The following is a 13381-nucleotide window of genomic DNA, read 5'->3' as shown; positions in this document are numbered from 1 at the left end:
GTGGTAGTCGCGCACCTCGGCGCCGGTGACCGGGGCACGCTCACCGTCGAAGACGACTCCCCCGATGGGATACAGCGAACGCAGCAGCCGCGGCCACCGCTCGCGGAAGAACGTGGAGTGGTCGAGGACTGCCGCACCCAATTGTGGGTGCATGTTCTGCATCGATCCAGCCCACGGGCCCTGCAGCATGCCTCGCCAATCCCCGAAATACCGCCAGGTCAGGGAATCGGGACCCAGCGGCGCGGGCGGCGCGTCGTAGCCCGACGGCGATACCGGACAGCCACCGGCGACACCGTCGGACCCGTCGGTCGTCCCGCCGGGAATCGACTGCTCAGCGGTGCCGGTCGCGTCGCGAAGCGCTGCTTCGCTGGTCAGGGGGCGCGATGCGGACGTATCTTGAGTCACTATTGGATTCCTGTAGGTATCTGAATTTTTGACTACAAACGTTGTCAGTTTTCAGCTTAGGAGCGATGTGCAGACGGGTCAACGACGGGGCCGCTGGACCGGCGTCCCCTTGGAGAGTCGCCTCGCGCTTCGCCGTGACAACCTCATAAGCGCCGGTGTGCAGTTGCTCGGCGGTTCCGGGGGTCCTGCGCTGACCGTGCGCGCGGTGTGCCGCGAGGCCGCGCTGACCGAACGCTACTTCTACGAAAGCTTCGCCGACCGTGACGAATTCGTGCGCGCGGTCTACGACGATGTCTGCACGCGCGCGATGAATACGCTGACGTCGGCGACGACCCCGCGAGAGGCCGTCGAACGCTTCGTCGAGCTGATGGTGGATGACCCGATCCGCGGGCGCGTACTGTTGCTGGCGCCGGCGGTGGAGCCGGTGCTGGTCCGGTCGGGCGCGGAGTGGATGCCCAACTTCATCGATTTGCTGCAGCACAAGCTGTCCCGGATTGGCGATGCCGTGCTGCAGAAGATGATCGCGACCAGCCTGGTCGGCGGCCTGTCGGGTCTGTTCACCGCCTACCTGCATGGGCAGCTCGGGGCGACCCGCAAACAGTTCATCGACTACTGCATCAACATGCTCTACATCACGGCGGCGCCCTATGTCCCCGCCGGAGAGCTCGGTAAGTCGCAGTAGCGGGTTTTCCTTTGCGCCGCATCGGCAAGCCTTAGAACTGAGCGCCGACCGCAGGGAGCGGTGATGTCAAACCGTTATCAGCCGCGCCAAGCAAGGAACTTGCTGCTACTGAAGTGCACAGATATATTGACTGCTACCCATCGACACAGATAACTGGAGGACCTATGTCAGCCGAGCTGACAAACCTACAGCTGTTGCATGAACTCCAGCCGGCCGTCGAGAAGTACCTGAACCGGCACGAGAGCATGCACAAGAACTGGAACCCGCACGACTACATCCCGTGGTCGGACGGCAAGAACTACTACGCGCTCGGCGGGCAGGACTGGGAGCCGGGGCAATCCCAGCTGTCCGAGGTCGCCCAGGTGGCGATGGTGCAGAACCTGATGACCGAAGACAACCTGCCGTCGTACCACCGCGAGATCGCGATGAACTTCAGCATGGACGGCCCGTGGGGGCAGTGGGTCAACCGCTGGACCGCCGAGGAGAACCGGCACGGCATCGCGCTGCGCGACTACCTGGTGGTCACCCGCGCGGTCGACCCCATCGAGCTGGAGAAGCTGCGCATCGAGGTGGTGAACCGCGGCTTCAGCCCGGGCCAGAACCAGCAGATCCGAGCCGATCTGTTTGCCGAGAGCCTGTTCGATTCCGTCACCTACGTCACGTTCCAGGAGCTGGCCACCCGGATCTCGCACCGCAACACCGGCAAGGCGTGCAACGAGACGATCGCCGACCAGCTATTGGCGAAGATCTCGGCCGACGAGAACCTGCACATGATCTTCTACCGCGACGTCACCGAGGCCGGGTTCGACATCGCCCCGAACCAGGTGATGAAGTCGCTACACAAGGTGCTGCGCAACTTCCAGATGCCCGGCTACCAGGTGCCGGAGTTCCGGCGCAAGGCCGTGATGATCGCCGTCGGTGGCGTGTACGACCCGCGCATCCACCTCGACGAGGTCGTCATGCCCGTGTTGAGGAAATGGCGCATCTTCGAGCGCGAGGACTTCACCGGTGAGGCCGCCGGGTTACGTGACGACCTCGCCCTGCTGATCAAGGAACTCGAGCAGACCTGCGAGAAGTTCGAGATCTCCAAGCAGCGCCAGCTCGACCGGGAAGCCCGCACCGGCAAGAGGACCACCGCGGCCGAGCTGCACCGGACCGAGGGCACGCTGACCATGAGCCGGCGGTAACCAAGCAGTGCGCATCGGACCCATCGCGCTCGCCAGCCCGGTGGTCTTGGCACCGATGGCCGGCGTGACCAACGTCGCATTCCGGACGCTGTGCCGTGAACTGGAGCAATTCCAGGTCGGCACCGTCAGCGGCCTGTATGTCTGCGAGATGGTGACGGCCCGCGCGCTCGTCGAGCGTCACCCGGCCACCATGCACATGACCACGTTCGCCCCCGACGAGTCGCCGCGCTCGCTGCAGCTCTACACCGTCGACCCCGCGACCACCTACGCGGCCGCCAAAATGATCGCCGACGAAGGCCTGGCCGATCACATCGACATGAATTTCGGCTGCCCGGTGCCCAAGGTGACCAAGCGCGGCGGCGGCTCGGCGCTGCCCTACAAACGGCGGCTGTTCGGTCAGATTGTCGCCGCGGCCGTGCGCGCCACCGAGGGCACCCCGATACCGGTGACCGTCAAGTTCCGCATCGGCATCGACGACGAGCACCACACCCACCTTGATGCCGGCCACATCGCCGAAGCCGAGGGCGCCGCCGCGGTCGCACTGCATGCCCGTACGGCGGCGCAACGCTACTCCGGCACCGCCAACTGGGACGAGATCGCCCGCCTCAAGCAGCATGTGCGCACGATTCCGGTGCTCGGCAACGGCGACATCTACGACGCCAGCGACGCGCTGACGATGATGGCCGCCACCGGATGCGACGGCGTGGTCATCGGCCGCGGCTGCCTGGGCCGGCCGTGGCTTTTCGCCGAGCTGTCGGCCGCTTTCACCGGCAGTCCGCCGCCCACACCGCCCACGCTGGGAGAGGTCGCCGACATCGTCCGCCGGCACGGACAGCTGCTGAGCGCGCACTTCGGCGAGGACAAGGGCATGCGCGACATCCGCAAGCACATCGCCTGGTACCTGCACGGCTTCCCCGCCGGCTCCGAGCTGCGCCGAGCGCTGGCGATGGTCAAATCACTCGACGAGCTGGACAGCCTGCTCGACGCGTTGGACGCCACGGTGCCTTTCCCCGACGAGGCGACCGGGCCCCGGGGCCGGCAGGGCTCCCCCGCCCGGGTAGTGCTGCCAGAAGGCTGGCTGGATGACCCCGACGACTGCACGGTGCCGGCAGGCGCCGACGTCATGCACTCCGGCGGCTGAGTCGCCCGGCTCGAAATCGCTTCCGGACCGATAACTCAGTACGATGTGGGCTTTGTTGCATGCGCATGGATGGCGGATGAGTTTTGTGCCGCTGCACGAGCGCGACGAAGAACGGGTGGCACGAGCCGCAGCCCCGACGATGCTGCGCTGCGCTGCCGCTACGCACGGACACGCTGACGTCTGCATCAGAGCTTCGGAGGCCGGTAGGACATGAGTGACGGCGAGAACGACGCCACTCGTAACGGTCGGCACGTACCGGGCGAGGCTCACGTCCAACCGATTCCAGCGGCCCCCTCGCCCACGTTGAGCGCCGCTCCCTGGGAGCGCTTCTTCGAGCCACCGCCCGACGACGGCCTCCACCGATGGCAACCGGAGGCTGCGATCGAGCACGCCCAGCCGCAGGAAGATGACGCCGAACAAACGGGATGCCACGCCGGGGGCGGGGTCAGCGTCGCCGATCTGATCGCGAAAATCGGCACCCCCGACCGGCCCATTCACCATCGCGCCGCGCCGGAGGTGGGGCCGTCCGAGCCCGAACCGCCCGAGTACGGGCTTCCCGAGGCCTCCCAGCCCGAGCCCGAACCGCCGCTCGACCTGCAGAAAACACAGGTCATCGACGACCTGGCCTACTCCTTCGATGCGGTCTCCGAGCTTCGGCAGCTCATGGCCGATTACCCGGACGACGACGCGCCCGACGACCAACCTCCCGACACCTTCGACGCGGCCGCCGAGCAGCCCAAACGCCGCCGCCGTCCGATGTTGCTGGCCGCCCGCACGGTAGCGGCCCTGGCCGCCGTGCTGGCCCTGGTGATGACGGGCGGGGCATGGCAGTGGAGCACGTCGAAGAACGCCCGGCTCAACACGGTCAACGCGCTCGACCCGCACTCGGACGACATCCGCGACGCGAATGGGCAGTACGGCGACGAAGACTTCTTGATCGTCGGCCTTGACTCGCGCGCCGGCGACAACGCCAACATGGGCGCAGGCGACACCGACGACGCCGACGGCGCCCGCTCAGACACCGTCATGCTGGTCAACATCCCGGCCAATCGCAAACGCGTAGTGGCGGTGTCGTTCCCCCGCGACCTGGCGATCACCCCGATCCAATGCGAGGCATGGAACCCCACCACGGGCAAGTACGGACCGCTCTACGACGCGAAGACGCAGACGTGGGGACCGAAGACGATCTACACCGAGACCAAACTGAACTCGGCGTTCGCCTTCGGCGGTCCGAAGTGCCTGGTAAAGGAAATCCAGAAGCTGTCCGGCTTGAGCATCAACCGCTTCATCGCCGTCGACTTTTCCGGCTTCGCGAAAATGGTCGATGCCCTCGGCGGCGTCGAGGTGTGCTCGAGCAGTTCGCTGCACGACTACGAACTGGGCACCGTGCTGGAACACGGCGGCCGCCAGGTCCTCGACGGCTCCACGGCATTGAACTACGTCCGTGCCCGCCAGGTCACCACGGAGATCAACGGGGACTACGGCCGCATCAAACGCCAGCAGCTGTTCTTGTCGTCGCTGCTGAGGTCGTTGATCTCCGCGGACACGTTGCTCGACCTCAACAAGCTCAACAACGTCGTCAACATGTTCATCAGCGACACCGTCGTCGACAACGTGAAGTCCAAGGACCTGGTCCAGCTCGGTCAGTCGTTGCAGGGGATGGCGGCCGGCCACGTCACGTTCGTGACGGTGCCCACCGGCGTCACCGACCAGAACGGGGACGAACCGCCGCGCATGTCCGATATGCGGGCACTGTTCGACGCCATCATCAACGACGAGCCGCTGCCAGAGGAAAACGACCAGAACGCAAAGAATTTGAGTGCGTCGCCTGGTACTGGTGCGCCCAAGGCACCCACCACCAGAAAGTCGCCGACCCCGGCGCCCGAGGCGCAGCACCAGCAGGTCACGACGGCCTCGCCGAGCGGTGTGACGGTACGGGTTTCCAACGCGACCACGCAGAGCGGTCTGGCGGCAACCGCAACCAGCCAGCTCAAGCGCGACGGCTTCAACGTGATGTCGCCCGACGATTATCCGAGTTCGGTGACCGCGACGACGGTGCTGTTCTCGCCCGGCAACGAAGAGGCCGCGGCCACCGTGGCGTCCTCGTTCACCAACGCCAAAGTCCAGCGGGTCTCCGGGTATGGGCAGGTCGTGCAGGTGGTATTGGGCCCAGACTTCAAGTCGGTCAGCGCTCCCTCACCGACCGGCTCGCCGATGACGTTACAGATCGAACGCGGCTCGAGCAGCGCGCCGGCCAAGTTGCCCGAGGACCTCACCGTCACCAACGCGGCCGACACCACCTGCGAATAAGCGGTTTTGACGGCGCTCCGCAGCCCGTCTCGGGTGCGGGGAACGTATCCTTGACGATATGCGAACCGCCTACCACGAGCAGCTCTCGGAGTTATCCGAGCGGCTCGGCGACATGTGCGGCTTGGCAGGAATCGCCATGGAGCGGGCCACCCAAGCCCTGCTGCAGGCCGACTTGGTGCTGGCCGAACAAGTGATCTCCGACCACGAAGCGATCGCCGCGATGAGCGCGCGCGCTGAGGAAAGCGCCTTTGTGCTGCTGGCATTGCAGGCACCGGTGGCCGGTGATCTGCGATCTATCGTGAGCGCCATCCAGATGGTGGCAGACATCGACCGGATGGGTGCGCTGGCGTTGCACGTCGCCAAGATCGCCCGGCGGCGGCATCCCCAGCACGCGTTGCCCGAGGAGGTCAACGGCTATTTCGCCGAGATGGGCAGCATTGCAGTCGAATTGGGAAACAGCGCCCAAGAGGTGGTGTTGTCGCGCGACCCGGAAAAGGCAGCCCGGATCCGCGAAGAAGACGACGCGATGGACGATCTGCACCGGCACCTGTTCTCGGTGCTCATGGACCGCGAATGGAAGCACGGCGTGGCGGCGGCCGTCGACGTGACGTTGCTGGGGCGCTTCTACGAGCGTTTCGCCGACCACGCCGTCGAGGTGGCCAGGCGCGTCATTTTCCAGGCGACCGGCAAACTGCCCGAGGAAGAAGCGAAACCCCCCTCGCAGTAAGCGAAAGCACGTCCGGGCTAAGTTGAATCGCCCGACTCCTCGCGCCTCGCTACGCGAGCCGCTTCGTCTTCGGGCTAAGTTGAATCGCCCGACTCCTCGCGCCTCGCTACGCGAGCCGCTTCGTCTTCGGGCTAGCCGAAGCGGCCCGAGATGTAGTCCTCGGTCGCCTTTTGATTCGGGTTGGAAAAGATCTTCTCCGTGTCATCGACCTCGATCAGCCGTCCCGGTTTACCGACGGCTTCCAGGTTGAAAAACGCGGTGTAGTCGCTGACCCGGGCGGCCTGTTGCATGTTGTGGGTGACGATGACGATGGTATAGGTCTGCTTCAACTCGCTGATCAGCTCTTCGATGGCCATCGTCGAGATCGGGTCCAGCGCTGAGCAGGGCTCATCCATCAGGAGGACATCGGGTTGCACGGCGATGGCCCTCGCGATGCACAGCCGCTGCTGCTGGCCACCGGACAGTCCACCGCCGGGCCGGTCCAACCGATCCTTGACCTCGTCCCACAGGTTTGCGCCGCGCAGCGAATACTCGGCCGTCTCATCGAGCGCTTTGCGATTGCGCACACCTTGCAGCTTCAGGCCAGCTACCACGTTGTCGCGAATCGACATGGCGGGGAACGGGTTCGGCCGCTGGAACACCATCCCGATGGCCCGGCGCACCCCGACCGGGTCGATACCCGCGCCGTAGATGTCTTCGTCGTCGAGGAGCACGCTGCCCTCGACTCGCCCGCCGGGCACCACCTCATGCATGCGGTTGAGGGTGCGCAGCACCGTCGTCTTGCCGCAACCCGACGGACCGATGAACGCTGTCACGCTGCGAGGCAGAACCGTCAGCGTCACCTCCGCGACGGCGTGAAACGGCCCGTAGTAGATGTTGACGCCCTTGAGGTCCAACCGTTTGGCCACTAGTGCTCCTGCCTATGACTTTCTGGCGCCAAGGAATTTCGCTATCACTCGGGCCACGATATTGATCGTGGCGATCACCAGGATGAGGGTTAACGCGGCACCCCACAACCGATCCGTGGGGATGGGGTTGAGGCCTGCGCCGGCCGACGTCTGGTTGAACATCATGCCTGGCAGCGTCCCCATGAAGTCACTGAAGACATTGAAGTTCATCGACTGTGCATAACCGACCAGGATCAACAGCGGCGCCGTCTCCCCCATCACCCTGGCCATCGCCAGCAAGATCCCGGTGACGATGCCGGAAACCCCGGTGGGGATCACCACCCGGACGATGGTCTTCCACTTGGTGATGCCCAGCGCATAACTGGCCTCGCGAAGATCCACCGGAACGATCCGCAGCATTTCCTCCGTCGCGCGCACGATCACCGGGAGCATCAACAAGACGAGCGCCAGCGATACGGCGAACTCGGACCGGGGAAGACCCAGCGTGGCCACACACAACGCATAGATGAACAACGCCGCCACGATCGAGGGCACCCCGCTCAGGATGTCCACCATGAACGAGACCAACCGTCCCAGCGCAGTACCGCCACCGTATTCGACCAGATAGATCGCGACCATGAGACCGATCGGGATGGAGATGACAGCGCATACCAATCCCTGCAGCACCGTGCCGACCAGTGCGTGGTAGGCGCCCCCACCGGTCACGAAAGCCGTCATTCCGGCTTGCGAGTGCGACCACCACACGGTGGACGTGACCGCCTTGAATCCCTTGGCGACCACCGACCACAACACCATCACCAACGGCGTCACGGCCACCAGCAACGCCAGTGAAACAAGGGCGGTCGCAACACGATTCGTGATTCGACGGCGAAACGTCAGTGGTGAGAACGTCCGCGACTTGAGCGGGCGGTCCAGCATCGAAGTCATCGGACGCCCTTTCGGCCGGCCCGGGCGACGGCGCCGCGGGCCAGGGCGTCGACCAGGAAGGTGAGCACGAAGAGCGTCAGCCCCGCACCGATGTACGCGCCGGTCTTGAATCGGTCGTCGAATTCCGCCGCGGCACCCGCGATCGTGGTGGCGAAGGTGGAGCCGCCGTCGAACAGTGACCAACCGAATGCTGACTGGGTGCCGCGCAAAATGATCAGCAGCGCGACCGTCTCGCCCAGAGCGCGGCCAAGCCCCAGCATCCCGCCGCTGATGTACCCCGACCGCCCGAACGGCAGCGTGACAGTCTTCACCACTTCCCACCGGGTGGCCCCGAGCGCCAGCACGGCTTCGATTTGGTCCTGCGGTGTCTGGACGAACACTTCGCGGGTGACAGCGGTGATGATCGGCAGAATCATCACCGCCAAGACGATGCCGCCGGTGAAGATGGTGCCGCCGCCGGCGGCTGACGCGTTGCCGTCGGCGAACAGGAAGCACCAGCCCATGGAGCGGTTGAGCCAGGTGGCGAGGGGGCGCAGCTGCGGCGCCAAAACATACAGACCCCAGGCGCCGTAGATGATCGAGGGCACCGCGGCGAGCAGGTCGACCGCGTAGGCCAACGGCGTGGCGAGCCGCCGGGGAGAGTACTGCGTGATGAAAAGGGCGACGCCCAGCGCGACCGGCATGGCCAAGGTCAACGCGAACAGCGACACGAACACGGTGACCGGCAGCAGGCTGGCAATCCCGAAGTGCATCGCCGAGGTGTCGGTGGTGACCCAGTTACCGCCGTAGCTGAAAAAGTTTTCGCGATTCCGCTGCAACGCCGGTGCCGCGCGCCCGAACAGGAACACGGCGATCGCGGCGATCACAACGATGATCAGCACGCCCGAGGCCTGTGTCAGCCAGCGGAATACCCGGTCTCCCACAGGTGGTCGCCCCTCGCCCCAGGGGCTGGTGGGTGTCGTCGGCGGCTCGGGAAAAGGCACGGCCAGGATGGCGCCCGAGCCCGCGTCGATGGGGTTTGGCGTTGTCACTGCGATCCCGCCACAGTTCTGCCGTCGCTCCTTGGAAACCGCCTCACTGGGTCACTGCAGCGCATTGATCGCTGCAACCAGTCGTTCCTTGACCTTATCGGGCAATGGAATGTAGCCGGCCGAGGAAAGTTCGGCCTGCCCGCTGGTGGCGGCCACGGAGAGGAACGATTTGATTGCCCCGGCGGTCTCCGCGTCGTAGCCCTTGGAACAAACGATCTCGTAGGTGACGAGCACCAACGGGTATACGCCCGGCTCCTGTGAGGCGTACATGGCGTTGAGGTCGAGCAACAGGTCGTTGCCGTCGCCGAGGAATTTGGCTGCCTTGATGGCGTTTCCGGCGGTGTCGTTGGTAAGTGGGGTCACACCGCCGCGGGTCGCGATCTTGGCATAGGACACGCGGGCCTGGTCGGCGAAGCCCTTCTCGACGTATCCGATGGCACCGGCAATGGCCTGCACCGCCTGAATGACGCCGGCCGACTTCGCGGCGCCCTCGCCGACACCTCCCTGGAATTCCGTGCCGACCCCCTTGGCCCAGCTCTGCGGTGCGGCGGCGGTCAGATACTTTTGCACGTTGTCGGTGGTTCCCGACGAGTCGGATCGGTAGATCGGCGTGATCTTGGTGTCGGGCAGCGCCACACCCGGATTGAGGGCGGCCAGGACCGGGTCGTTCCAGGTGGTTATCTTGCCGGTGAAAATCTTGGCCACTACGTCACTGCTGACCGCCAGGGCCGGATTTCCCGGCAGGTTGTAGGCGATCGCGATCGGACCGAACACCAGCGGCAGGTCCCACGCCGGGTTCCCGCCACAGCGGTTGGCGGCGGGGCCGATCTGTTCGGCGACCAAAGGCGAGTCCGCTCCCGCGAAATCCACATGCCCGGCGATGAACTGCTCGCGGCCGGCACCCGACCCGGTTGGGTTGTAGGCCAGGCCCTTGCCCGGGCAGTACTGGCCCCACACCTGATTGAAGACCGTGATCGCATTCTCTTGAGCGGTCGAGCCCTCCGCCGTCAGCTTGTTCTTGCCACCGCACTCCGCGGTGCCGGTACCGCCGGTGATGCTGGGCGCCGAGGCCCCACGGCGGTTTTCGTCGCTGCCACAGGCCGTCAGCGCTGTGGCGCACAGTGCCGTCGCCAACACCACCGCGGCCAGCGCCCTGCCCTGCCTATCGAGCTTCACCGATCTCGCTTTCTTGACAACGTTCCGGACGCATGTGGCCGCGGCTGGTCATCCTTCTGTCAGGTTGCCAAGTCGCGGCGAAAGTATGCGCCGGCGCGGCGCACAGCAACGTCTCGGTAGCAAGCACCAGGCTAACGATCCGGGTGGATGCCGCTCGTACCCGCGGTCAGTTCGCGGCGGGTACGACCGCGTATGCGGTGTCGACGCTGTAGGTGGTGAAGCCCAAACGCTGGTAGGTGCGCACCGCTGCGACGTTGTCGGACTCGACGTAAAGCATCACGGCGGGGTCGGCGGCATTGGCCAGCCGGCGCGCCAGCCATTCGATACCGACGGCGGTCAACAGCTGTCCCAGGCCGCGACCCTGTGCCGACGGATCGACGCCTACGACGTACACCTCCCCCAAGCCGGGCCGATCGAGATGCACTTTCGTCCAGTGAAAGCCCAGCAGCCTGCCGCGCTCGTCGCCCGCGGAGTCGTCGAACGCGAGAAATAAGCCCGTCGGGTCGAACCACGGTTCGTCGCGCCGCTCCGCCAGCTCGACGTCGCTCCAGCCGCCCTGCTCGGGGTGGTAGGCGAACGCGGCGTTGTTGACGCGCAGCAGCTCGGCGTCATCGGCCGTACCCGCATAGGTGCGAATCTGCACCCCGGGCACCGCGGGCACGGCGTCGGGAAGATCGCGCAGTGAGCGTCGCATCTGCATCAGTTCCCGCACGGGCGCCAAGCCCAGCGCGGACGCGGTCGCCCGGGCGGGCTCGAGCGTGCCGTGCGCCCAGAATCGGTTGCCCGCACCGGTTCTGGCCAACGCCGCACGAACCAGTGCGGCCCCGATACCGCGCCGACGGGCCTGCGGGTGCACCACGAGTTCCGCCATTCCCGTATCCCCGTCGCGCGGCGGGCTGAGATTGAGATAACCGACGATCGCACCGGCCTCGGCCGTTGTGATCAGCAGATGCTCCGTGCGGTCATGCCCGAGCTCGCGCAGCACCTGTTCGCCGACAGGCGCTACACCATCGAATTCCGTTGCCGCAGCGACAAGTTCGTGCACACCCTGCTGTTCTTCGGCGGTCAGTGTCCGACGCCAGTCAGATGAGCTCACTGAGTATGCAACGGATCGACCAGCGGATCTTGGACATCGCCGGAGTCAGAGTCGGAGTCATTGTCGGCGCCCTCGGGCGCCTCGGCGGCGTCAGGCTCGGCGGCGGGCGTGCGGCCGCGCGCCGGCCGGACGGCCTTGTACCCCACGTTGCGTACCGTGCCGATCAGGGCCTCGTGCTCGGGGCCGAGTTTGGCCCGTAGCCGACGTACGTGCACATCGACAGTGCGCGTGCCGCCGAAGAAGTCGTATCCCCACACCTCATGCAGCAACTGCGCCCGCGTGAACACCCGCCCGGCGTGCTGAGCCAGGTATTTGAGCAACTCGAATTCTTTGTAGGTGAGGTCGAGGGGGCGGCCCCGCAGCCGGGCGGTGTAGGTGCCTTCGTCGATCACCAACTCGCCCAGGCTGACCTTGCCGGCGCTTTCCTGGTCCGCGAGCCCGCCGCGGCGACCGACCACCAGCCGCAGCCGCGCGTCGATCTCGGCGGGCCCGGTGGTGGGCAGCAGGATCTCGTCCAGACCCCAGTCGGCGCTGACGGCCACCAGCCCGCCTTCGCTCACCACAGCCAGTACGGCAACCGACCGGCCGGCCGTGCTCAGCAGGCGGCACAGCCCGCGCGCCGACGACAAATCGGTGCGCGCGTCCACGATCACGGCGTCCGCCGTCCCGGCCTCGAGCAGCGAGGCTGGTTCTGGCGGCGCTGTCCGAACGGCATGCGGAAGCAGCGACAACGCGGGCAGGACCGGATCGGGATGCAGCTCCGAGGTCAGCAGTAAAAGCTCCAACTAGTCCCTCCAGCTCGGGGAACGGCATCTCCCAAGTTCACAACGTCATCACGCGTTAGTTACCAGGTCATCAACGATAACGTGTTACCTGGCTTTTTCGCGTGGCAGACGAGCCACTGTGAGCCCTGCCACGGGCGATCCGGCGGCGTCGGAGGGTGCGCCACAATATGCGGGTGCCCAAGATGCTGATTGCTGTGACCGCGACGGCAACCCTGGTGGCCGTGGCTGCCCTCGGTGCGATCGGCGTCGACTACGGCACCAGCATCTACGCCGAATACCGGCTGTCGACCAACGTGCGTAAAGCGGCCAATCTGGACAGCGACCCATTCGTGGCCATCGTGGCGTTTCCCTTTATTCCGCAGGCCATGCGCGGCAACTACAACCAGTTGGAGATCAAAGCCAACGCCGTCGAACATGCGATGACCGGCAGGGCCACCCTCGAAGCCACGATGTACTCGGTGAACCTCGCACAGGCGTCCTGGCTGGTCAGGCCCGATGCGAAGCTGGCCGTGGACAAACTGGAGAGCCGCATCATCATCGACTCGACGCACCTGGGCCGATACATGGGCATCAGCGATCTGATGGTGGAGGCCCCACCCAAGGAAACCAACACCGCCACCGGCGGCGTCACCGCGTCGGGCATCTCGGACAGCCACGGTCTCGTGTTCACCGGTACGCCCACATCGGCCGGCTTCGATCGCCGGGTCAGCGTCTCGGTCGACCTTTCCATCGCCCCCGATGACCCGGCGACGTTGGTGTTCACCCCCACCGGCGTCCTCACCGGTCCGGACACCGCCGACCAGACCGTCCCGGCCGCCAAGCGGGACGCCGTACTGCACGCGTTCGGCGGCAGACTTCCCGATCAGCGACTTCCCTTCGGTGTCGCGCCCACCACCGAGGGGGCGCGGGGCTCCGACGTCATCATCGAGGGCATCTCCCATGGAGTAACCGTGACCCTGGACGGGTTTAAACGGTCATGACGCACGCCGACGACACCGTTGAGCAC

At 65.8% G+C, this 13381-nt stretch carries 13 protein-coding genes; 6 read left to right on the top strand and 7 right to left on the bottom strand.

Going from position 1 to position 13381, the window contains the following annotated elements; all coding sequences use genetic code 11:
* On the bottom strand, window positions 1-405 hold a 405-nt coding region (locus Q0W90_RS18480; protein WP_297775689.1), incomplete at its 3' end, for an oxygenase MpaB family protein.
* Window positions 406-472: 67 nt separating this feature from the next.
* Here Q0W90_RS18480 and Q0W90_RS18475 point away from each other — a divergent pair.
* The 5 genes from Q0W90_RS18475 to phoU all read left to right on the top strand — a co-directional run bounded on the left by Q0W90_RS18475 (window position 473) and on the right by phoU (window position 6452).
* A complete protein-coding gene (locus Q0W90_RS18475; protein WP_297699665.1) occupies window positions 473-1087 on the top strand; it encodes a TetR family transcriptional regulator in 615 nt (204 codons plus the stop codon).
* Window positions 1088-1251: 164 nt separating this feature from the next.
* Complete coding sequence (locus Q0W90_RS18470; RefSeq protein WP_297699663.1) at window positions 1252-2274, top strand: acyl-ACP desaturase; 1023 nt, start codon at window positions 1252-1254, stop codon at window positions 2272-2274.
* A gap of 7 nt (window positions 2275-2281) precedes the next feature.
* Window positions 2282-3415 (top strand): tRNA dihydrouridine synthase DusB, encoded by a 1134-nt coding sequence (dusB, locus tag Q0W90_RS18465; protein WP_297775686.1) that lies wholly within the window; start codon window positions 2282-2284, stop codon window positions 3413-3415.
* A 210-nt stretch (window positions 3416-3625) separates the two neighbouring features.
* Window positions 3626-5725, top strand: coding sequence for an LCP family protein (locus tag Q0W90_RS18460; protein ID WP_297775683.1), 2100 nt, complete (start codon window positions 3626-3628; stop codon window positions 5723-5725).
* A 58-nt stretch (window positions 5726-5783) separates the two neighbouring features.
* Window positions 5784-6452 carry a phosphate signaling complex protein PhoU gene (gene phoU, locus Q0W90_RS18455; protein ID WP_297699657.1) on the top strand — a complete coding sequence of 223 codons (669 nt, stop codon included), beginning with the start codon at window positions 5784-5786 and terminating at the stop codon, window positions 6450-6452.
* 131 nt (window positions 6453-6583) lie between these two features.
* On the opposite strand, the gene pstB is transcribed toward phoU, so the two are convergent.
* From pstB to Q0W90_RS18425, 6 genes are all read right to left on the bottom strand, one after another.
* Window positions 6584-7360, bottom strand: coding sequence for a phosphate ABC transporter ATP-binding protein PstB (gene pstB, locus Q0W90_RS18450; RefSeq protein ID WP_297775680.1), 777 nt, complete (start codon window positions 7358-7360; stop codon window positions 6584-6586).
* Between the two features lie 12 nt (window positions 7361-7372).
* A complete protein-coding gene (pstA, locus tag Q0W90_RS18445) occupies window positions 7373-8287 on the bottom strand; it encodes a phosphate ABC transporter permease PstA (RefSeq protein WP_297699655.1) in 915 nt (304 codons plus the stop codon).
* Window positions 8284-9318: a phosphate ABC transporter permease subunit PstC gene (gene pstC, locus Q0W90_RS18440; RefSeq protein ID WP_297775677.1), complete on the bottom strand. Its 1035-nt coding sequence runs from the start codon at window positions 9316-9318 to the stop codon at window positions 8284-8286. Before pstC ends, pstA begins: the two co-directional genes overlap by 4 nt.
* A 51-nt stretch (window positions 9319-9369) precedes the next feature.
* Window positions 9370-10494, bottom strand: coding sequence for a phosphate ABC transporter substrate-binding protein PstS (gene pstS, locus Q0W90_RS18435; protein WP_297595892.1), 1125 nt, complete (start codon window positions 10492-10494; stop codon window positions 9370-9372).
* A gap of 166 nt (window positions 10495-10660) precedes the next feature.
* Window positions 10661-11590, bottom strand: coding sequence for a mycothiol synthase (gene mshD / locus Q0W90_RS18430; protein ID WP_297775674.1), 930 nt, complete (start codon window positions 11588-11590; stop codon window positions 10661-10663).
* Window positions 11587-12375, bottom strand: coding sequence for a response regulator transcription factor (locus Q0W90_RS18425; protein ID WP_297595896.1), 789 nt, complete (start codon window positions 12373-12375; stop codon window positions 11587-11589). Before Q0W90_RS18425 ends, mshD begins: the two co-directional genes overlap by 4 nt.
* Window positions 12376-12542: 167 nt before the next feature.
* Here Q0W90_RS18425 and lmeA point away from each other — a divergent pair, with 167 nt between their 5' ends.
* On the top strand, window positions 12543-13355 hold the full coding sequence (gene lmeA, locus Q0W90_RS18420) for a mannan chain length control protein LmeA (RefSeq protein ID WP_297595903.1): 813 nt from the start codon (window positions 12543-12545) through the stop codon (window positions 13353-13355).
* The last annotated feature ends 26 nt before the right edge of the window (window positions 13356-13381 follow it).

Origin of the sequence: Mycobacterium sp., from assembly GCF_025933915.1 — a bacterium.
Classification (GTDB): domain Bacteria; phylum Actinomycetota; class Actinomycetes; order Mycobacteriales; family Mycobacteriaceae; genus Mycobacterium.
This window is presented reverse-complemented; position numbering and strand designations above follow the sequence as displayed.

What these genes read in the sequence shown, in the direction of transcription:
- pstA (WP_297699655.1), bottom strand. Translation starts at nt 8,287, where the DNA reads ATGACTTCGATGCTGGACCGCCCGCTCAAGTCGCGGACGTTCTCACCA.
- Q0W90_RS18460 (WP_297775683.1), top strand. Translation starts at nt 3,626, where the DNA reads ATGAGTGACGGCGAGAACGACGCCACTCGTAACGGTCGGCACGTACCG.
- lmeA (WP_297595903.1), top strand. Translation starts at nt 12,543, where the DNA reads ATGCGGGTGCCCAAGATGCTGATTGCTGTGACCGCGACGGCAACCCTG.
- phoU (WP_297699657.1), top strand. Translation starts at nt 5,784, where the DNA reads ATGCGAACCGCCTACCACGAGCAGCTCTCGGAGTTATCCGAGCGGCTC.
- Q0W90_RS18470 (WP_297699663.1), top strand. Translation starts at nt 1,252, where the DNA reads ATGTCAGCCGAGCTGACAAACCTACAGCTGTTGCATGAACTCCAGCCG.